General features: G+C 62.7%; 17 protein-coding genes. 9 read left to right on the forward strand and 8 right to left on the reverse strand.

Annotated features, from left to right (window positions below):
- The first annotated feature begins 126 nt into the window (after nucleotides 1–126).
- Nucleotides 127–501 carry a hypothetical protein gene (locus tag YY7_RS0111550; protein WP_028163370.1) on the forward strand — a complete coding sequence of 125 codons (375 nt, stop codon included), beginning with the start codon at nucleotides 127–129 and terminating at the stop codon, nucleotides 499–501.
- Between the two features lie 483 nt (nucleotides 502–984).
- Nucleotides 985–4,851, forward strand: a complete 3,867-nt coding sequence (locus tag YY7_RS51395) for a DUF4082 domain-containing protein (RefSeq protein WP_051396674.1) — start codon at nucleotides 985–987, stop codon at nucleotides 4,849–4,851.
- Between the two features lie 60 nt (nucleotides 4,852–4,911).
- On the opposite strand, the gene YY7_RS0111560 is transcribed toward YY7_RS51395, so the two are convergent.
- The 3 genes from YY7_RS0111560 to YY7_RS0111570 all read right to left on the reverse strand — a co-directional run bounded on the left by YY7_RS0111560 (nucleotide 4,912) and on the right by YY7_RS0111570 (nucleotide 6,586).
- Nucleotides 4,912–5,343 (reverse strand): GNAT family N-acetyltransferase, encoded by a 432-nt coding sequence (locus YY7_RS0111560; protein ID WP_028163371.1) that lies wholly within the window; start codon nucleotides 5,341–5,343, stop codon nucleotides 4,912–4,914.
- 81 nt (nucleotides 5,344–5,424) lie between these two features.
- Complete coding sequence (locus YY7_RS0111565) at nucleotides 5,425–5,958, reverse strand: isochorismatase family protein (RefSeq protein ID WP_028163372.1); 534 nt, start codon at nucleotides 5,956–5,958, stop codon at nucleotides 5,425–5,427.
- A 4-nt stretch (nucleotides 5,959–5,962) separates the two neighbouring features.
- Nucleotides 5,963–6,586 carry a TetR/AcrR family transcriptional regulator gene (locus tag YY7_RS0111570; RefSeq protein WP_028163373.1) on the reverse strand — a complete coding sequence of 208 codons (624 nt, stop codon included), beginning with the start codon at nucleotides 6,584–6,586 and terminating at the stop codon, nucleotides 5,963–5,965.
- Nucleotides 6,587–6,672: 86 nt separating this feature from the next.
- On the opposite strand from YY7_RS0111570, the gene YY7_RS0111575 reads away from it, so the two are divergent.
- On the forward strand, nucleotides 6,673–8,193 hold the full coding sequence (locus YY7_RS0111575; RefSeq protein ID WP_028163374.1) for a 4-hydroxyphenylacetate 3-hydroxylase family protein: 1,521 nt from the start codon (nucleotides 6,673–6,675) through the stop codon (nucleotides 8,191–8,193).
- Nucleotides 8,194–8,221: 28 nt separating this feature from the next.
- Here YY7_RS0111575 and radC read toward each other — a convergent pair whose 3' ends face one another.
- Nucleotides 8,222–8,935: a RadC family protein gene (gene radC, locus YY7_RS0111580; protein ID WP_028163375.1), complete on the reverse strand. Its 714-nt coding sequence runs from the start codon at nucleotides 8,933–8,935 to the stop codon at nucleotides 8,222–8,224.
- 207 nt (nucleotides 8,936–9,142) lie between these two features.
- Here radC and YY7_RS51400 point away from each other — a divergent pair, with 207 nt between their 5' ends.
- From YY7_RS51400 to YY7_RS51405, 4 genes are all read left to right on the forward strand, one after another.
- Nucleotides 9,143–10,090, forward strand: a complete 948-nt coding sequence (locus YY7_RS51400) for an AraC family transcriptional regulator (protein ID WP_080663674.1) — start codon at nucleotides 9,143–9,145, stop codon at nucleotides 10,088–10,090.
- Nucleotides 10,091–10,235: 145 nt separating this feature from the next.
- Complete coding sequence (locus YY7_RS0111590; protein ID WP_028163376.1) at nucleotides 10,236–10,949, forward strand: SDR family NAD(P)-dependent oxidoreductase; 714 nt, start codon at nucleotides 10,236–10,238, stop codon at nucleotides 10,947–10,949.
- A gap of 10 nt (nucleotides 10,950–10,959) precedes the next feature.
- Nucleotides 10,960–12,051 (forward strand): NAD(P)H-dependent flavin oxidoreductase, encoded by a 1,092-nt coding sequence (locus YY7_RS0111595; RefSeq protein WP_028163377.1) that lies wholly within the window; start codon nucleotides 10,960–10,962, stop codon nucleotides 12,049–12,051.
- A gap of 76 nt (nucleotides 12,052–12,127) precedes the next feature.
- Nucleotides 12,128–12,847 (forward strand): DNA-3-methyladenine glycosylase I, encoded by a 720-nt coding sequence (locus tag YY7_RS51405; RefSeq protein WP_035689916.1) that lies wholly within the window; start codon nucleotides 12,128–12,130, stop codon nucleotides 12,845–12,847.
- 72 nt (nucleotides 12,848–12,919) lie between these two features.
- Here YY7_RS51405 and map read toward each other — a convergent pair whose 3' ends face one another.
- Complete coding sequence (map, locus tag YY7_RS0111605; protein ID WP_028163378.1) at nucleotides 12,920–13,744, reverse strand: type I methionyl aminopeptidase; 825 nt, start codon at nucleotides 13,742–13,744, stop codon at nucleotides 12,920–12,922.
- A gap of 113 nt (nucleotides 13,745–13,857) precedes the next feature.
- Nucleotides 13,858–15,171 carry a mechanosensitive ion channel family protein gene (locus YY7_RS0111610; RefSeq protein ID WP_028163379.1) on the reverse strand — a complete coding sequence of 438 codons (1,314 nt, stop codon included), beginning with the start codon at nucleotides 15,169–15,171 and terminating at the stop codon, nucleotides 13,858–13,860.
- A 214-nt stretch (nucleotides 15,172–15,385) separates the two neighbouring features.
- Here YY7_RS0111610 and YY7_RS0111615 point away from each other — a divergent pair, with 214 nt between their 5' ends.
- Nucleotides 15,386–17,179 carry a potassium/proton antiporter gene (locus tag YY7_RS0111615; RefSeq protein WP_028163380.1) on the forward strand — a complete coding sequence of 598 codons (1,794 nt, stop codon included), beginning with the start codon at nucleotides 15,386–15,388 and terminating at the stop codon, nucleotides 17,177–17,179.
- Between the two features lie 155 nt (nucleotides 17,180–17,334).
- Here the strand turns inward: YY7_RS0111615 and YY7_RS0111620 are convergent, their stop codons facing one another.
- Nucleotides 17,335–18,066, reverse strand: a complete 732-nt coding sequence (locus YY7_RS0111620; RefSeq protein ID WP_155255132.1) for a hypothetical protein — start codon at nucleotides 18,064–18,066, stop codon at nucleotides 17,335–17,337.
- A 102-nt stretch (nucleotides 18,067–18,168) separates the two neighbouring features.
- On the opposite strand from YY7_RS0111620, the gene YY7_RS65015 reads away from it, so the two are divergent.
- A complete protein-coding gene (locus tag YY7_RS65015; protein ID WP_433994495.1) occupies nucleotides 18,169–18,588 on the forward strand; it encodes a PepSY domain-containing protein in 420 nt (139 codons plus the stop codon).
- A 180-nt stretch (nucleotides 18,589–18,768) separates the two neighbouring features.
- Here the strand turns inward: YY7_RS65015 and modC are convergent, their stop codons facing one another.
- Nucleotides 18,769–19,440, reverse strand: a complete 672-nt coding sequence (modC, locus tag YY7_RS0111630; RefSeq protein ID WP_028163383.1) for a molybdenum ABC transporter ATP-binding protein — start codon at nucleotides 19,438–19,440, stop codon at nucleotides 18,769–18,771.
- Nucleotide 19,441 lies beyond the last annotated feature (1 nt).

Here is a 19,441-nt window from a genome sequence, read left to right on the forward strand (position 1 = left end):
GCGCTTTCTTCGAGCAGTTCTTCACCCGCTCTCACCTGTCCTTGTGCTGGGACGAGGAACGCCCTTGGCGTGTGCGGCGTTGGCTGTTCATGTCTCGATCCGGCTTCTTCGGACCAGGAGCGCGCTATGGCGACGACCGTGCTTGCAATTGGCATCGATCCGGCATTCGCGGATTTCAGCGCCTTTCCGCAGCTCACGCCGGACCTCATCAGGAACTATATCGACGCGCAGATCGATCAGTTGCGCAGCCACGGCTATGAGGCGGACGCCTGCCTGGTCGATCTCGGCGATACCGCCGAGCAGGTGGTGGCCATGGCACTCGAGTCGAAGCGGTTCGACTGCGTTGTCATTGGCGCCGGCCTGCGCGAGCCCGCCGAGCAACTGCTGCTGTTCGAGAAGATCATCAACCTCGTGCACCGGCTGGCACCGGAGGCCTCCATCTGCTTCAACGCGTCGCCTGCGGACACGATGGATGCGGTGCGGCGTTGGGTCGGGCCGTAACTCTTCGGCGATGCGAACGATCCGACTGTTTCTCTCTCGAAGCCTCGCGCACAATCACGACACTGATGTACCCCGACCGGGGAATCTCGTCAGGGCGCCGAGGGATGGAGTCTGTCGATGTAGTCGGTTACCTCCTTGTATGTGACCGGCTTGGCAAGGCTTTTTATCGACGGCTCGCTACCTTTGCGAACCTCCAGGCTTTTTCCGTCACGAGCGTGCGTGACCTGATAACCGCGATACAACCAGGTTTTGCCTTCGGTCCAAGTCGGTCGTTCTTGCATCGGATCATCACTCCCTGACTGATCGGTTAACCTCTGGGGCCGGCGGTTAGTCTCTCAACAATCGAACGTGGTGTCACGGAGCCATCGCAATCGCACTAGATTGTGAACGTCGATTAATGAACGCTCGAGTAGTCGTTCGATACCAAGCTTTGCAGACGACGATTTATTGCAGTCACGTTTCCCACAGCAAAGATGCTAGCAAATGGCACCAAATCCGATCGTTATCGAAAACCAGAACACCGGCACCCCTCAAGCCGTATGGGACCTCAGCGGTCCGGCAGCCACCAATATCGAAGGCTTCGCCACCAGCATCAGCGTCAATAGTGGACGCCAGATCGGCTTCAAGATCAATACTGATTCGACGAACTACCGGATCGACATCTATCGCCTTGGCTATTACGGCGGCACCGGCGCTCGTTTCGTAACGTCCATTCAGCAGAACACCGCGTCGATCCAGCCGTCGCAACCGGACGGTGATCCGTCGATCGGTCTGTACGATGCCGCCAACTGGAACGTCACCGTCACGTGGACCGTCCCCGCGACGGCGGTCTCCGGCGTGTATATCGCAAAGCTTGTCCGTCAGGACACGACAGCCGGCGAAAGCCATATTACCTTTGTCGTCCGCAATGACGGTGTGGCGCGGGACATCGTCTTCAAGACCTGCGACACCACATGGCATGCCTATAACGGCTGGGGCGGTGCAAGCCTGTACGGAGGAAATGCGACGCAGAGTGGTGACGGGCGCGCTTTCAAAGTCAGCTACAACCGGCCCTTCGGTACACGTGACGGCATTGGGCTATATGCTGGCCCGCAGGATTTCGTGTTCAGCGCGGAATATGCAGCAATTCGCTGGCTCGAGCGAAACGGATACGATGTGACCTACATCTCAACCGTCGACGCGGGGCCGGGCAACATCCCGCTGACGAACTACAAGGTGTTCATGTCGGTCGGACACGATGAATATTGGTCCGGCGATCTCCGGACCAATGTAGAGGCCGCACGTGATGCGGGCGTGCATCTCATCTTCATGAGCGGCAACGAGGTTTACTGGAAAACGCGATGGGAAGCGGATGCGAACGGCACGGCGAACCGCATTCTCGTCTGCTACAAGGAAACCCACGCCGCCGCAAAAATCGACCCGACGCCGGAGTGGACCGGCACCTGGCGCGATCCGAGCTTCAGCCCTCCGTCCGATGGAGGACGTCCTGAAAATGCGCTGACCGGCACCATCTTCCAGGTGGATTCATTTCGCGGCGACACGATCACGATCCCCTCGGACCTCGCACAGTTCAGATTCTGGCGGAATACTGCGGTGCAAGCCGGTCAGACCAACTCTCTGGCAATCGGTATGCTTGGCTACGAATGGGACGAAGCGCCTGACAACGGCTTCCGGCCGGGCGGATTGATTGCGGTGTCATCGACGGTCCTTCCGGTGGACACCTATCTGCTCGATTATGGCAACACCACCGGCGCCCGAACTGCGACACATAATCTCGTCCTGTATCGCGCATCGAGCGGGGCAATCGTGTTCGGTACGGGAACGGTCTTCCTGTCTTTTGGCCTCGACACGACGCACGACTACTGCAACCTTGGCAGTGTGGGGCCGACGCCCGAGGATCCCAACGTACAGCAGGCCATGGTGAACGTGTTTGCGGACATGGGCGTGCAGCCGCAAACCCTGCAGACCAACCTCGTTGCCGCCAGCGCATCAACGGATCACACGCCACCGGTCTCGACGATCTCTACTCCGGCTTCAGGTGCAAGCCTTGTCCAGCAGCAAGCGGTGACGATTTCGGGCACCGCTGGAGATGTCGATGGGCTGGTTGCGGTCGTCGAGGTCTCGACCGACGGCGGAACGACCTGGCACCCGGCCACAGGCACCACGAACTGGACATACACGTGGTGGCCACTGCAGCCGGGCACATTCACCATCAGGTCCCGGGCTGTCGACGACAGCCTCAATATGGAGACACCCGCCGCCGGTGTAACCGTAAGCGTTATACCTGGAGCGGTCGTGAGCCTTTTCACGCCTGCTGATGCGCCGTTTGTGGTACTCGCCAACGATCCCTTGGCAATAGAGCTTGGTATCCGAGTGCAGATCAGCTCTGCCGGCACTGTCAGCGGTATCCGTTTCTACAAGGAGCCGCTCAACACCGGCCCGCACGTCGGCAATTTCTGGAGCGCCGACGGAACGTTGCTTGCAACCGCGGCCTTCTCCGGCGAAACGTCGAGCGGCTGGCAGCAGGTCAATTTTTCTACTCCGGTCACTGTCACTGCCGGCGCCACATATGTTGCATCGTACCACACCGCTACGGGCCTCTATTCGGCGGACTTGAACTACTTCCTCAATACGCGGAGCGCGGGTCCGCTGCGCGCACCGGCCGGCGGCACCAATGGTGTATTTGCCTATGGATCGACGAGCATTTTTCCCGCGAGCTCAAATCTGAAAGGCAATTACTGGGTCGATCTGGTATTCAACCGCGCTGGTGGAACCGGGAATCTTCCACCCATCGCGAATGACGTCGGAGGCTTTATCACCCCTCCGAACTCCGTCCTGTCCATTCCGGCCGCCTCGATCCTGGCTAATGATACGGATCCAAATGGCTACACACTATCCATCTCAAGCGTCAGCAGCCCGGTCAATGGAACTGTAAGCTACGATGCAACAACGCAAGTCGTTAGCTTCACGCCGACGACCGGTTACCTTGGGACAGCCAGTTTCATTTATACAATCACCAACGGCCATGGCGGCACCGCCTCCGCGACCGTATCGCTGACCGTGAGTGCCGGCACCGTCAGCCTGTTCGGTCCATCGACGACACCGGCAACGATCACAGTCAGCGACGCCAACCCGGTCGAACTCGGGGTCAAGTTCGAGACATCCGTTGCCGGCCAGGTCCTCGGAATTCTTTTCTACAAGGGTCCGCAAAACACAGGCACGCATGTCGTCAATCTGTGGACCTCGACGGGTACCCTGCTGGCCAGTGCAACATCCAGCAACGAAACCGCGAGTGGTTGGCAGACCGTGGGTCTGACCACACCGGTGACCTTGACCGCCAATACGATCTATGTCGCTTCCTATCACACCAACGGCTTCTATTCTGTGGACGGGAACTACTTCGCCACCGACCATACCAGTGGGCCGCTGACGGCCCCCAACAGCGCCGGCAGCAACGGCAATGGAGTCTTCTCCTACGGCGCCAGCGGCAGCTTCCCAACCAGCAGTTTCGACGCAAGCAACTATTGGGTCGATGTCCTTTTCAACCCGAGTGGCAGCGGAGACCTACCTCCCGTTGCGAACAACGACAGCGGATTTACGACGCTCCAGAATACAGTCCTTGCCATTCCGGCCGCTACGATTCTGGCCAATGACTCGGATCCCAACGGCTTTGCCCTCTCGATCTCGAGCGTCAGCGCCCCGACCAACGGAACCGTCAGCTACAATGCAACGACGCAGGTGGTCAATTTCACGCCGACCAGCGGCTACCTCGGAGCGGCGAGCTTCACATACACAATCACCAACGGCCACGGAGGGACCGCCTCGGCAACCGTCTCACTGACTGTTATCCCATCCGCTGCCATCAGCCTCTTCACCGCCACGACCACCCCGGCAAACATCACGGTCAACGATTCCAATGCGGTCGAACTCGGGGTCAAGTTCGAGACGTCGGCCGGCGGCCTCGTCTTTGCGATTCTCTTTTACAAAGGGCCGCAGAACACTGGTCCGCATATCGTCAACCTATGGACCGAGACCGGGACCCTGCTAGCCAGCGCGACATCCAGCAACGAGACTCCCGGCGGCTGGCAAACTGTCAATCTCGCTACACCGGTGGCTTTGACCGCCAACACGATCTACGTCGCTTCTTATCACTGCAACGGCTTTTACTCGGCGGACTCCAACTATTTCGCCGCCGACCATGTCAACGGCGCACTTACGGCGCCGGCCAGCGCGAGCAGCGGAGGCAATGGTGTCTATGTCTACGGCACCAGCAGCAGCTTCCCGACAAATACCTTCGGCGCCAATAACTACTGGGTCGACGTCTTGTTCGTCGTCGGCGCTGGGCCGTAAGGGTGACAAGCGGGAAATGTAAAGTGAACCGGCCGCTGGTTCAACCGATGGTACCAAGTTCTAAGCCGAGGACGCCGCGATCAAGCCCCTCTTGATCGCGGCGTCCTCGCTGCTGAAGATGGCCATCGCCGTGAGCATGTGCCGGAAACCGAGTTTCTCATAGAACGCCTCGGTGCCGGGATTGGCGTACAGGATGATCTTCCTGTGGCCGCGCGACAGATCCCGCAATCGCGTCGCGATCTCCTTGCCGAGGCCCCGCCCCTGAAAATGCGGATGGACCGCGATGTCGCAAATGTAGGAGCAATCGACACCGTCAGCGACGGCACGTCCGGCGCCGGCCAGGACGCCCTCCTCGAACGCGAAGCATTTGTACATGCTGTTTCCGAACGCGCGCTTCAGGTCCTCCGGCTTCTTGTCGCCGAGCGGAGCGATTCGATAGAGCTCCGACAGCGTATTCCAGTCGATCCGGTCCTGGTCGGATGTCCATTCCATGTCGTCACTCCTTTTCAAGAACCCAGCCGCGCGCCATCGCTGGCGCGTGTGGAGCGTATTTCCCACCGCGACGGCCAACGATCATTTAATCAACGCGATCGCATCGCGGAAATGCGGATGTTCGGCCGTTTGAAGCCATTCGAATACGACCATTTCGGTTGTGACGATCTCGGCGCCATGCCTCTCCATGCGGCGGATCGCAGTCTCCTTGTTCTCCTGATAACGCGACCCGAGCGCGTCGCGCACTACGTATACCTTTCGACCGGCATCGAGCAGGCCGAGCACCGTCTGCTGGACGCAGACGTGAGCCTCACAGCCGGTGACGACGATCTGCCGATCGGCGGGTATGCTGTCCAGGAAGCCGCTTTCCCGGCAGGCGTCGAAGAACTGTTTGTGCACCAGCCGGCCTCTGTCCACTGGCAGGTCCTCGATGGTCGGCCCGAGCCCCCTGGCGTTTTGCTCGGTGAAGACAACCGGCACGCTGACGAGGGATGCCATCTCAACAAGGCGGCGGGCATTTCTGACCGCGGCAGCACCCTGATCGATCGCCGGCATCAGGCGGGATTGGAAATCGACGATGAGGAGAAGGGACCGTTTCGGATCGACAGTCAGCATGGGTTCACTCCGCAGCCAGGTCAGCGATCCTTTCCCGGATGTAGGCATCCATCAAGTCCGGAGCCGAGGCTCCAAACATCCGGATGCGGCCGGTATGGAGCAGCAAGAGCAGGCCGGCAGCGTGCGCAAAGCAGTCGACCATCAGAAGATTTGCCTTCTGTCGCGAGGCGCCTAGCTCCTCCGCAGCCTCAGCTATAGGACGCAGCGCGGCCTCGAGTGCCGCATTAAGTTCAACGTCGCGGTCGTGGCCGAGGCCTGCAGGCTTCATGCCGCCGCGAAACAGGTAGAAGCCGAGATCCAGATCACGGGGATTTTCCGCGTAGAATCGGAAGAACGACATCGCCGCCGCCTTCAACTTCTGCTGCGGACCCCTGGACTTCGCGACCGCCAGATCGACGGCAGTGCCCAAGGAGGCGAGGGATGCCCTCAACACCTCGGCGTAAATCTCCTCTTTGGACTCGAAGTGGAAGTACAGCGCGGCCGGAGTGTAGCCCGCCCGAGTGGCGATCGCTCGCAAGCTTGCGCCTTCCAGTCCTTCGTCAGCGAATACCTGCTTCGCGGCATCCAGGATGAGTTCCCGCTTATGGCCGCTGACCGCCTGCCGACGACTCTCTCGCTTTTCGACCATGCCCCCGGATCCTTCTTGACTCCATTCTAACAGTGTTCAATATTCTAACGGCGTTAGATAAATTGAACAAGAGTCGGAGGAGTGCCATGTTGATGACGGCCGCCGATTATCGGGAATCGCTCAGGGCCTACAAACCGCGGGTGTTCGTGAACGGTCATGCCGTGCAGAGCGTCGCCGATGAGCCGTTGCTCGCGCCGGGCGTCGCCGGCGTCGGTGTCACCTACGATTTCGCGCACCGCAGGGAACATGTCCCGATCATGACGGCGCGGCAGGGTACATCCGGAAACACCGTAAATCGGATGCTGCACATCAACGAGAGCTCGCAGGACCTGCTCTACAAGCTTGAAGCCGTGCGCCTGGTCTGCAAGACGTCCGGATGCGCGCAGCGCTACCTGACCCATGACGCGCTGAACGGCATCTTTCAGTCGACCAGGCTGACCGACGATCGTCACGGCACCGACTATAGCCAGCGTTTCCTCGCCTACCTGCATGACGTTCAGGACAAGGACCTGACGCTCGGCGTCGCGATGACGGATGCCAAAGGCGATCGCTCCAAACGTCCGGGCAAGCAGCTCAACCCGGACGTCTACGTTCATATCAAGGAGCGGCGCGAGGCCGGCATCGTGATCCGCGGCACCAAGGCCATCGTCACCGGTGCGCCGTACATGCATGAGTTCCTGGTCATGCCGTGCCGGACCCACGTTCCGGAGGATAGCGAATTCGCCGTGTGCTGCGCCGTCCCCTGCGATGCGCCAGGCGTCACCATCATTGCACGTCCCGCCGGCCGTCCTGGCGAAGCGTCGGCCAAGTTCTCCGGGAAGTACGGCCAGTCTGTCGGCGTCGTGATCTTTGACGACGTTTTCGTCCCGTACGATCGCGTCTTCCTGGCCGGCGAGACCGAGGAAGGCGGCGTGCTCACGACATCCTATGCGACACATCACCGCCACTCCTGCATCGGCGCAAGGGCGGGCTTCGGTGATCTCCTGATCGGCGCAGGCGCGCTGATGATCGAAGCCAACGGGCTCGATGTCGCGCATCACGCCCATATCCGCGAAGCAATGGTCGAGCTCATCACCATCACGGAAGGCTTTTATGCGTGTGGGGTTGCTTCTTCGGTGTACTGCACAAAGGATCCGGCCGGCTCGGTGATGCCGGATGCGGTCTTCGCCAACATTGGCAAGCTGCTGCTCGCGACCAAGATCTACGACATGCACCGTTTGGCGCATTACGTCTCGGGCGGCCTGATCGTCGCTCTGCCCGGCCCGGAGGAAGACCACAATCCGGAGACCAGGGCCTCGCTCTCCGCGGTAATGCGCGGACGCCCAGACATTCCCGCCACGCAGCGTGCGGAAGTGGCGCGGCTCGTCGAAGACCTGACGGTCTCTCACGAAGCAGGCTGGTACTCCGTCATCTCGCTGCACGGCGGCGGCTCGCCGGAAGCGATGAAGCGCGAGATCTGGCGCAACTATCCAGTCATGGAGAAGATCGACTTGGTCGAAGGCTTGCTCGACCGTGGCATGCTCGACGAGGGGCGCCGCGTTTCCAGGCAGCCGGGTCGCTGCTGCACAACCGGATGCCAGGTCCCCGAGCCAGCCGGCTCGCAATGACGGCGCGAACTGAAGGCAGGATCGTGCGTTAGATCAGCCGCATCCCCTTCAAACTCGCATGCCCGTTCTTGCCGACGATGATGTGGTCGTGCACGGAGATGCCGAGCGGTTTGGCGATGTCGACGATCGCTTTGGTCATCTGGATGTCGGCCTGCGAGGGCGTCGGGTCGCCGGAAGGATGGTTGTGCACCAGGATCAGCGCGGTGGCGGACAGTTCGAGCGCGCGCTTGATCACCTCGCGCGGATAGACCGGCGTGTGGTCGACGGTGCCGATCTGCTGCACCTCATCGGCAATGAGCTGGTTGCGCTTGTCGAGGAACAAGAGGCGAAACTGCTCCTTGTCAGCGAAGGCCATGCTCGAGCGGCAATAGTCGAGCACGTCGTTCCATGACGACAGCGCCTTGCGCCGCTTCACCTCGCCCTTGGCGACGCGGCTCGCGGCGGCCGCGATCAGCTTGAGCTGGTTGACCGAAGCTTCGCCGATGCCGTCGACCTCGCGCAGGCGGGCGACGGGGGCATGGATGACCTCGGCAAACGAGCCGAAGCGCCTCAGCAATTCCTTGGCGAGCGGCTTGGTGTCGCGCCGCGGGATCGAGGCAAACAGCGCCATCTCCAGCAGTTCATAGTCGCTGAGCGCGTCGGGTCCGGCGCTATGGAAGCGCTCGCGCAGGCGCTCCCGATGGCCGTGGTAATGCGGCGTCTCGGCGGGCTGGTCGGGGCTGGCAGTTGTCTTGGCGGGCATCGGCGCCAAACATGCCGTGCCGCGCGGTTTTTGCAACCATGAAGTGCCGCGGACGCATCGAAGCCTTCGACATGCGCCAGAAGACCGGCCGGTCTTGATCGCTTCCGCGTGATGGGAGGCCAGGAATCGTTGCGATTCGGCTGCGAGCCGGCCACATTGCGGTGACTGGGGGATTGTCATCGATTGCCGGATATCGGGTCATGTCGAATGAATTCCACCCGTAAAAAGCTCAACTTCGCATCTCAACCAGAGCAGCCGGCGTCGCCAGGGGCACACGGTTTCGGAAGCTACGGCGCCTCGGGGCTTCTGGCGTCTTCCACCGATCGGGGCTGGTCGGGCATAACGGCGGAGCTTCGCAGTCACGGCAGTGGCACGATCGCCTGGAAGAGCCCGCAGCCGGACATCGAAATCTGCATCGACGTCCGCGGCAATGGGTCCGTGGTCACGCGCGAGAGGTATGGCATCACCGATCGCAGCGTCTCCGAACGTGGGACGATCTGGGTTTCGCCGCCGGTGGTCGAGCATGGCCTGATCGATTTGTCCGATCCCGTTCCGGCGGTCCTGCACATTTATCTGCCGCCGAGCCGGTTTTCGCCGGAGAGCTTTGGCGAAGGGCTCGCCCCCTGCGTTGTGACGTCGCTGCGTCATGAAAGCAGTTTTCGCGATCCGCTTCTGGCCGAGATCGCCTATGCACTCACCTCCGAGCTGGAGCGCGAGACGTCTGCCGGCCGGCTCCTCGCGGAGACGCTGGCCTCGAGTCTGGCCGCAAGATTGGTTCAAAACCATTTCGGCAAGCTATCGCTCGACTTCCTCGCACCCCGCGAGGGACTTGACCGGCGCAGGCTGGCGCGTGTGCTGGATTACATCGAGACGAATTTGGAGGGCGAATTGACGGTCGGCCATCTGGCATCGATCGCGTGCCTGAGCCAGTTTCATTTCGCCCGCGCGTTCAAGGCAGCCGTCGGCCGATCGCCGCATCGTTACGTCGGCGCCCGGCGGCTCGAACGTGCCAAGGAATTGCTGGGACAAAGGGAGCAGCCGCTGGCCGATATCGCGCTCAGGCTCAGATTTTCGTGCCAAGCCAATTTCACCCGCGCGTTCAGGCAGGCAACCGGCCTGACGCCCGCTCAGTACCGCCGCAGCGTCGTGGTCTGATTTGTTACGGATGTAACCGATCTGCGTCCGCTGATCCTGACAGCGGCAAGAAATGACAAAAGCTGAGCAACCGAGGCAAAGCCGCGTCCGCTCGCATGGTGCATCTATCGCTCCGATAAACCCCAAGCAATTGCGAGGAGCGAACATGACATCAGAGCGAAAGGTCGTCATCATCACCGGCGCGTCACGCGGCATTGGCGCGGAATTGCTGAAAGCCTATCGCGAAAACGGCTACCGCGTCGTGGCCACCGCCCGTTCGATCGGCAAGAGCGATGATCCGTCGGTCCTCATGATCGAGGGCGACATTGCACACCCCGAGACGGCCGAGCGCATCTTTAAGCTGGCGATCGAGCGTTTCGGGCGCATAGATACGCTCGTCAACAATGCCGGCGTGTTCATTGCCAAGCCTTTTACCGAATATTCCGCCGCCGATTTCGCAAAGATGGTCGCGGTCAATCTCGCCGGATTCTTTCATCTGACCCAGAAGGTCGCAGCGAGAATGCTGCAGACGGGTTCTGGCCACATCGTCAACATCACCGCCACGATCGCCGAACAGCCGATGACATCGCTCGCAGCGGGTCTTGCAGCGCTGACCAAGGGCGGGCTCAACGCGATCACGCGCTCGCTCGCGATCGAATATGCGCCCCGCAATATCCGGGTGAATGCCGTTTCGCCGGGCGCGATCAGCACGCCGATGCATTCGCCGGAGGCGCATGGTTTTCTCGCAGCGCTGCAGCCGATCGGTCGGATGGGCACGACGCAGGAGGTCGTCGATGCCGTGATGTATCTGGAGAAGGCAGCCTTCGTCACCGGCGAGATCCTGCATGTCGATGGCGGCTGGTCCGCCGGTCGCGGCTAGGAGATGCGAGATGTGGTCCGACCGTCGTCTGCTTGAATTGTTTGGAATCGAGCACCCGATCGTGCTGGCACCGATGGCGGGTTTCGCAACGGTTGAGCTCGCTTCCATCGTCGCCGATGCCGGCGGCCTCGGCTCGATCGGCTGCGCAACCATGGACCCGCAGCGCGCCGCCGACGCGATCACACAGATGCGGCGGCTGACCAGCAAGCCGGTCAGCCTCAATTTCTTCTGCCACGAGCCGGCGAAGGCCAATGCGGGGCGCGAGCGTGCGTGGCACGACCGGCTGTTGCCCTATTATCGCGAGCTCGGAATTGACGATGCGACACCGCCGCCGCGCACCGATCTTGCGCCGTTTGGCACTGCGATGTGCGAATTCGTCGAGGACGCGAGGCCGGAGGTGGTGAGCTTCCATTTCGGCTTGCCTGCACCGCCATTGCTGGCACGGATCAAGGCGGCAGGCTGCAAGGTGATCTCGTCGGCGACGACGGTTGCGGAAGCGCGCTGGCTGGAAGACCATGGCGCGGATGCAGTCATTGCCCAGGGCTATGAAGCCGGCGGCCACCGGGGCACGTTCCTCGATCGCGACCGGAACTGGGCGGTCGCTTCGCAGCTCGGCACCTTTGAGCTGGTGCCGCAGGTCACTGACGTGGTCAGCGTGCCCGTGATCGCCGCCGGCGGCATCGCCGATGGGCGCGGTATCGCCGCCGCTCTTGCCCTCGGCGCCTCCGGAGTCCAGATCGGGACCGCCTTCCTGCTTTGCCCCGAGGCGGCGACGCCGCCGCTGCACCGCGATGCCTTGCGGCAGGCGCGCGAGCTCGGCACCGTGGTGACGAACGTGCTCTCCGGCCGACCGGCGCGCGCCATGGTCAACCGCTTCGTCGCCGAGGTCGGCCCTCTGTCCGGCGCTGCACCGGATTTTCCGTTGCCGATGGGCGAGCTGGCACCGCTGCGGGCCGCGGCGGAGCGGAAGGGAAGCCGCGACTTCACCCCGATCTGGGCAGGACAGGGCGCTGCGCTGGCCCGCGAGCTCCCGGCCAAGGCGCTGATGCAGACCTTGGTGAAGGAGGCCGTCGAGCGTCTGAAGCATATCAGGGGCGGCTGAGATCCGCCGCATTGGCATCACGGCGTGCATCACGCTATGATCGTCCGTCCCTGCCAATGCAAAGAGGTCTCGCCGCGTGACGTCGTTTAGGGCTATTCGGGCGCGGGCCGAGAAGCGCAAGGGCGGCGCGAAAGCGCTGGAGAAGCTGCTGCCGCCGGCGCCGAACGCGAAATCTCTGGCTAAGCTGAAAGACGATCGCGTTCTCGCCGAGATGACGAAGCGGGTGTTCTGCGCCGGCTTTGCCTGGAGCGTGATCGACGCAAAATGGCCGGGCTTCGAGGAGGCCTTCCTCGGTTTCCAGGTGGAGAAGCTCGCCTTCGAGCCGGACGAATTCTGGGAGCGGCTCACGAGCGATGCGCGCATCGTGCGCAACGGCGCCAAGATCATGTCGGTGCGTGACAACGCCCGCTTCGTGCAGGAGATCGCGGCTGAGCACGGCAGCTTCGGCAAATTCTTGGGCGATTGGCCGTCCTCCGACGAAATCGGGCTGTTGAACCTTCTGGTCAAGCGCGGCAGCCGGCTCGGCGGCAATACCGGCCAGATGCTGCTGCGTTTCCTCGGCTGGGACGGCTTTGTCACATCAAGGGATGTCGTCGCCTGCCTGCGCGACGCCGGCCTCGATATCGCGGAAGAGGTGAAGTCGAAAGGCGATCTCGCCAAGGTGCAGGCGCAGTTCAACGCCTGGGCCAAGGAGACCGAGCTGCCTTATGTGCATCTCTCCCGCATCTGCGCGATGTCGATCGGGGAGAACTACGAGCCGGCCGAGCTCACGCGCCGCATGGGCGGCGACGAATAGCGTGTGCTCGTTGGATTGTGTTTGCCGGGGGTGCTTCGCCTCTCCCCGACGGGGAGGTGAAGAAGAGTCCGATCACACCACCGTCCACGGCTTCTCGCCGCTCCGCTGCGACAGCGTGAAGATCTCCACGCCATCGGCGGTCACGCCGACCGAATGTTCGAACTGTGCCGACAGCGAGCGGTCGCGCGTCACCGCGGTCCAGCCGTCGGACAGGATCTTCACATGCGGTTTGCCGAGATTGATCATCGGCTCGATGGTGAAGAACATGCCTGGCTTCAACGCCACGCCTTCGCCGGGCCGGCCGACATGAATAATGTTCGGCTCGTCGTGGAACATGCGCCCGAGGCCGTGGCCGCAGAAATCGCGCACCACGCTCATGCCCTGCGGCTCGACATAGCTCTGGATCGCATGGCCGATGTCGCCGGTGGTGGCGCCGGGCTTCACCGCGGCGATGCCCCGCATCATCGCCTCATAGGTCACCTCGATCAGCCGCTCGGCTTTGCGCGCGATCGGCCCGACCGCATACATGCGGCTGGAATCGCCATACCAGCCGTCGACGATGAAGGTGACGTCGATATTGACGATGTCGCCTTCCTTCAGTGGGCGGTCGCCGGGCATGCCGTGGCAGACCACATGGTTCAGCGAGGTGCAGGTCGAATAGCGATAGCCGCGATACATCAGCGTCGCCGGATAGGCGCCATGGCTGAAGGCGAACTCGCGCACGAACTGGTCGATCTTGGAGGTCGGGATCCCCGGCTTGACGATGTCGGTGAGCTCATCGAGGCATTTCGACACCAGCGCGCCCGCTTTGCGCATGCCGACAAAGCCGCTTTGTCCGTGCAGCTTGATCTGGCCGGTCTTGCGTAGGGAGGTGTCGGTTGCTTCGATATAGCTCATGTTCGGGTCATTTGGCGGGGTCTGTCGGACGGGCGATAATTCACCTAATTTAATGATCGAGGCGGCCAGCGCAAGCCAAGGTTGGGGCCGAAATGGCCTTTCCTGCCATGGATTTAGCTGGAAGTCTCGATCACGGTCTCGACCGGAAGGGCGCCGCGGACCCGAAGTTCCCGCACCGGATAGGGCACGCGGATGCCCTCGCGCTTGAAGGCGTCCCACAGCGCCAGCATCACGTCGCTTTTGACGTTGTCGAGGCCATCGGGATCGCCAATCCAGAAGGTCAGCGAGAATTTCATCCCGGCTTCGGCGAATTCGGTCAGGATGCAGTTTGGCGGCTTGCCTTTCAATGCCCGCGGCGCCGCGGCGGCGATCTCGATGGCGAGCTTGCACACCAGCCGCGGATCGGCCTCGTAATTGGTGCCGAAGGGGATTTTGACCAGCGTGTTCTTGTCGGTATAGGTCCAGTTGACGACCTTCTGCGTCACCAGGTCCTCGTTCGGGATCAGGAATTCGCGGCCGTCGCCGGCGGCTACCGAGATGTAGCGGGTTTTCATCGCGCTGATGCGCCCCGAATTGTCGCCGATGGTGACGAGGTCGCCGGGCTTCACCGACTTGTCGGCGAGCAGGATGATGCCCGAGATGAAGTTGGCGACGATCTTCTGCAGGCCGATACCGATACCGACACCGACCGCGCCGGAGAACACCGCGAGCGCCGAAAGGTTGATGCCGACCGCGCTGAGCGCGATCGCGATCGCAACCACCATCAGCCCGATCCGAATGATCTTGATCAGCAGGACCTGGACCGACGGCGTCAGGTCGGTGGCGCGGTTGATGCGGCTCTCGACGAAATTGCTCGCGATGTTGGTGAGCCACAGCGCCAGGATCACCAGCGCGCCGGCTTTGATCAGGAGCAGCGGCGTCAACCGCAGGCCGCCGACCTCGATCGCGACCGAATCCAGCGTCTCGGCCGTCGCATCGAGCTGGCCGATGATGCTGAGCGCCGCGACGATCCAGGCCCCCACCGACACCAGGCGGACGATGAAGGCGTTGCGGATGACCGACGCCACCAGGGAGATGACGAGCCAGGCCAGCGCCAGCTTGGCCGAGACTACGATCAGGTAGCTGCGGCTCGGCCAGGTCGAATGCGCCATGATGATGCGCGTCGCGATCATCAGGAGCGCGAACACCGCGGTCGAGGCGCTGCCGACCAGCACGCGGATGAAATGCCTGAGCGGCAGCGGCAGGTGCGACGCCAGCGAATCCATGTCGACCCGTAGGCGGATCGCGGCGTCGGCCGCATAGGCGATGCCGGCGGCCGCCAGGATGATGCCGAACTGCAGATAGAACCAGGGCGAGGTGACCTCCGCTCCGACCGACCGTGCGGCCATCTGCAGGGTCTCGATGACGTCCTTCAGCTCCATTTCCATCGGCGAAATCTCATGAAGTGCAGATTCAAGCGAATTTGATTCGAACGGTCGGCACGATCCCACAAACGCGACGCGCGGACCATCGCCACAACTGGCGTGCGATGTGAGGCTGGGCGCAAAACCAGAAGTCTGACGCCATCTTCAGAAAATGGGTTGGCGTCGAACTGTGGCGACGGTAAGGATGCATTGCAACTCTTCTCTTTCCCTACGGCGTATGGCTTCTCTCGATCAGGTCAGCATAGCCATCCTGCTTGGCGCAGTTCTCGTGATGGCCGGCATCCTGTCGAGCCTTTTGGCGCTGCGCTTTGGCGCCCCCCTGCTGCTGGTCTTCCTCCTGATCGGCATGCTCGCGGGCGATGCCGGTCCCGGCCACCTGCAGTTCGACGACGTCCGCACCACCTATCTGGTGGGCTCGGTGGCGCTGGCGCTGATCCTGTTCGATGGCGGACTACGCACGCGCTTCCAAAGCATCCGTGCCGTGCTGGCGCCCTCGATGGTGCTCGCGACCGCCGGCGTGCTGTTGACCGCGCTGATCACGGCGCCGGTGGCCAAATATATGCTCGACCTCTCCTGGACCGAGGCATTGCTGGTCGGGGCCGTGGTGGCCTCGACCGACGCCGCTGCGGTATTTTTGCTGGTCCACACCCAGGGGTTGCGCCTGCGCCCGCGCGTCGGCGCCACGCTGGAGGCCGAAAGCGGCACCAACGATCCTTTCGCGATCTTCCTGACGCTGATGCTGGTGGAATTCATCTCCCTCGGAGAAAGCTCGGCGTCGCACATCGTCCTGGAGTTCGTCCGCGAGGCCGTGCTTGGGGCGATCGTGGGCGTGATCGGCGGCCGGCTGGTCGTGATCGCCATGAACCGCGTCGCTCTGCCGCAGGGCCTGCACGCGCCGTTCGTGACCACGGCGGCGCTCGTGATCTTCGGCGCGGCGCAGATCGCCCATGCCTCCGGCTTCCTCGCCGTCTATCTCGCCGGCATCATCATCGGCAACCGCCCGACGCGCGCGCACAGCTCGGTGGTCGCGTTCCTCGACGCCGCGACCTGGCTCGCGCAGATCGTGATGTTCGTGCTGCTCGGGCTCCTGGTGTCGCCGCACCGCGTGCTCAGCAGCCTGGGTGCTTCGGTCGTGGTGGCGCTGGCGCTGATGCTGCTGGCGCGGCCGCTTGCGGTATTCGCCTGCATGGCGCCGTTCCGCTTCAACTGGCGGGAGAAGGTGTTCATTGCCTGGACCGGGCTGCGCGGTGCGGTTGCGATCTTCCTTGCCTCGATCCCGATGCTGGTGGGCCTGTCGAAGGCCTATCTCTATTTCGATGTCGCCTTTGTCGTCGTCATCATCTCGCTTTTGCTGCAGGGCTGGACCCTGGCGCCGGCGGCGCGTCGGCTGCACGTGGCGCTGCCGCGCGTCGACCGCGGCCCGCGGCGCGTCGAACTGGACCTGCCCGGCCAGCTCGAGCAGCAGCTCGTCGGCTATCCCGTCGGTGCGAAGAGCCTGTTTTTCCGCCGCGGATTGCTGCCGTCCTGGTCGAAGCCGACACTGGTGATCCGCGACGAGAACATTCTCTCCCCCGCCGAGGCCGACCCGATCGCGCCCGGCGACTACCTCTATCTGCTGGCGCCGCCGGAGCGGGCGGAAGCGCTCGACCGCTTCTTCGTCGACATGCCGCCAAGCACCGCGCCGGACCCGCATCTGCTCGGCGACTTCGTCGTCTCCGGCGAGCATACGCTTGGCGAGCTTGCCGAGATCTACGGCGTGACCGTCGATGAGGACCAGAAGAAGCTGACGCTGTCGGATTATTTCGACATCCATCTCGACCGCGCGCCGAAGGAAGGCGCGGAGCTCGCGCTGGACAGCATCGTCCTGGTCGCGCGCAGCCTCGGTGGCGGCAGGGTCAATGTCGTCGGCCTGCGCCTGCCGGAGGAAGAGGAGCCGGTCGTGCCGGCGACCCGGCTGCAGCAGTTCAAGCGCAAGCTCGCCGGGATCTGGACATCGGTCGCAGGCGTCTAAAGTCGCGCCCCCGAAAGAGAGCGTAGCCCGGGTGGAGCGCCCGCGTAACCCGGGACCGCTTGCAAACGTTGATGGAGATGTCCCGGGTTGCGCTTCGCTTCACCCGGGCTATGCGGCTGTTTCGCGGGGACGGTCGTCGTGGGCTGGGAAAGGGCTTATCTTCGAAGGAAGCCCGCATCGCCCGCGAACTGCTTGATCAGTTCGTTGAGGTCGTCGTCAGCCGGCCCATCGTTTCCATCTTGCGGATTCGATTCGGTACGAATCTCGGGTGCGGCCGGCGGTACCACAGCGATCTTCGGCGCGTGGAGTTTCACAGCGCGGCGATCCAGCTTGACCTCTGCGCGCGGCGATCTCGGCTCCCGATTTGCATCGATCGATGCTTGATGCACTTCGGGCGATGCCGCCGGCGTGGATTCCTTTCGTGCGGCTTTCGCGATGATCTCGTTGACGATCGCACCGAGGCGGCCCTTGTCGGGCTGGGCGAGATAGCTATTGGCGAATTCATCGACATAGTGCTGGCCGTAGTCGGACAGCACCGCGGCCAGTCGCGCCAGATCGGGATCGCTCTCGACCAGGCGGCGCCATACTTCCTTGTCGTAAGCGGAGGCGTCGGCGCTCGAGGTCGTTTGCGGTGCCGGCAAGGGGGGAGGTTCCGGAGTGATCGGAACAGTTTCTGCGTGGGCCGGAGGCACTTCGGCAAGTGCGGTAGCCGGCTTCGGACGCGCATCGAGGGCGGCCTCCGTCTTCTCGGACTTTCGCCGCTTCCGCTCGGCGACCTGAAGCGACACGAGGCCGATGCCCATCAACAGAAACCCGAGAGCGGCCCAGGCCACCGTGAGGCACAGGACGAATCCTGTGAGCAGCAAAACCCAACCAGCAATACGCATGGCACGCCTTTCTTCCGGCAACAATTTGGCGCGCTCGGGCGGATTTGGCAAATCGACAAGCTTTGTCCTTAAAGCAAACGAATCTGTGAACGAGTCGACCCGATGTCTTTTGCCGAGCACCGCGGGGAACCGTCACATTGTCGCCAATCGGCGGTCAACAAGCGGTTGCAACCGCTGCGGATCACCCAGTTTCGCTGTGAAATGGGAACCAATGCGCCTCGAGGGCTGTTGGTGCCTGCCGTAACGAACCTTCACCAGGAGTGGCACATGCGAAAATTCATCCTCCCGATGATCGTGGTTATGACCCTTGGGATTGCGACGCACGCCAGGGCTTATGATTCTGGCGATCTCATATCGATGCAGAGAGCACTGGCGATCGCGACCGATCTCGGGCTCGTAACCGTATCTCACACTGAATTTGCCGGCTATGAATGGCAAATCGAGGGGCGGGATCTCGAAGGCCGGTACATGGAAGTCGATGTCGACGCCCGCACCGGTGCGGTGCTCAACGTCGATCGATAAACCTGCGAGGTGCTGCTTGATGCGCCCTCGCCCCTTGTGGGAGAGGGCTACTCCGGCGTCAGCACGAACTCGCTTGGGTGAGGGGTCTCTCTCCGCGCGCACCGTGCCCGCGGCGACGACCACTCATCCGGCGCTTCGCGCCACCTTCTCCCGCAAGGGGAGAAGGGAAGGTGACCGAAATCACTTCGAGCCTCCCGTCAGCACCTTTACGCCGCCGAACGCAGTCACCTCGCCACGACGCAGCATCACGATCTGGGTCGCGAGCTGGCGCAGTTCGGCGGCGTCGTGGCTGACATAGACCATCGGAATGCCTTCGTCGCGCAGCCGGATCAGATAAGGGAGGATCTCCACCTTCCGCCCTTCGTCCAGCGAGCCGAGCGGCTCGTCGAGCAGCAACAGGCGCGGCTTCGACAACAGCGCGCGTCCGAGCGCGACGCGCTGGCGCTCGCCGCCGGAAAGTTTACCCGGACGACGGTCCATGAGATGGCCGATGTCGAGCAGGTCGGTGACGCGTTTGCGCTGCGCCGGATCATCCGGCAGGCGATTCATGCGGCGTCCGTAATCGAGGTTCTGCCGCACGTCGAGATGCGGGAACAGCCGCGCGTCCTGGAACACATAGCCGATGCGGCGCCGGTAGGGCGGCACATGCACGCGCGCTTCGGTGTCGTCGAGCGTCTCGCCATCGAGCGAGATGATGCCGCGGTCGGGCTTCAGCAGTCCCGCGATCATGTTGATCAGCGAGGTCTTGCCGGCGCCCGACGCGCCGAACAGGCCGGTGACGCGGCCCTCGCTGGTGAACGACGCAGAGAGCGTGAATTCGCCAAGGTGCTTGGTGACGTCGACACGGAGCATG

The organism is Bradyrhizobium elkanii WSM2783 (genome assembly GCF_000472865.1).
GTDB lineage: Bacteria > Pseudomonadota > Alphaproteobacteria > Rhizobiales > Xanthobacteraceae > Bradyrhizobium > Bradyrhizobium elkanii_A.

Excerpts from the sequence above, each read along its gene's own strand:
- YY7_RS0111595 (WP_028163377.1), top strand. The coding sequence starts at position 10,960 with ATGTGGTCCGACCGTCGTCTGCTTGAATTGTTTGGAATCGAGCACCCG.
- YY7_RS0111590 (WP_028163376.1), top strand. The coding sequence starts at position 10,236 with ATGACATCAGAGCGAAAGGTCGTCATCATCACCGGCGCGTCACGCGGC.
- modC (WP_028163383.1), bottom strand. The coding sequence starts at position 19,440 with ATGCTCCGTGTCGACGTCACCAAGCACCTTGGCGAATTCACGCTCTCT.
- YY7_RS0111560 (WP_028163371.1), bottom strand. The coding sequence starts at position 5,343 with ATGGAATGGACATCCGACCAGGACCGGATCGACTGGAATACGCTGTCG.
- YY7_RS0111610 (WP_028163379.1), bottom strand. The coding sequence starts at position 15,171 with ATGGAAATGGAGCTGAAGGACGTCATCGAGACCCTGCAGATGGCCGCA.
- YY7_RS51400 (WP_080663674.1), top strand. The coding sequence starts at position 9,143 with ATGAATTCCACCCGTAAAAAGCTCAACTTCGCATCTCAACCAGAGCAG.
- YY7_RS51395 (WP_051396674.1), top strand. The coding sequence starts at position 985 with ATGGCACCAAATCCGATCGTTATCGAAAACCAGAACACCGGCACCCCT.
- radC (WP_028163375.1), bottom strand. The coding sequence starts at position 8,935 with ATGCCCGCCAAGACAACTGCCAGCCCCGACCAGCCCGCCGAGACGCCG.
- YY7_RS0111620 (WP_155255132.1), bottom strand. The coding sequence starts at position 18,066 with ATGCGTATTGCTGGTTGGGTTTTGCTGCTCACAGGATTCGTCCTGTGC.
- YY7_RS0111575 (WP_028163374.1), top strand. The coding sequence starts at position 6,673 with ATGTTGATGACGGCCGCCGATTATCGGGAATCGCTCAGGGCCTACAAA.
- YY7_RS0111570 (WP_028163373.1), bottom strand. The coding sequence starts at position 6,586 with ATGGTCGAAAAGCGAGAGAGTCGTCGGCAGGCGGTCAGCGGCCATAAG.
- YY7_RS0111615 (WP_028163380.1), top strand. The coding sequence starts at position 15,386 with ATGGCTTCTCTCGATCAGGTCAGCATAGCCATCCTGCTTGGCGCAGTT.
- YY7_RS65015 (WP_433994495.1), top strand. The coding sequence starts at position 18,169 with ATGTCTTTTGCCGAGCACCGCGGGGAACCGTCACATTGTCGCCAATCG.
- YY7_RS0111565 (WP_028163372.1), bottom strand. The coding sequence starts at position 5,958 with ATGCTGACTGTCGATCCGAAACGGTCCCTTCTCCTCATCGTCGATTTC.
- map (WP_028163378.1), bottom strand. The coding sequence starts at position 13,744 with ATGAGCTATATCGAAGCAACCGACACCTCCCTACGCAAGACCGGCCAG.
- YY7_RS0111550 (WP_028163370.1), top strand. The coding sequence starts at position 127 with ATGGCGACGACCGTGCTTGCAATTGGCATCGATCCGGCATTCGCGGAT.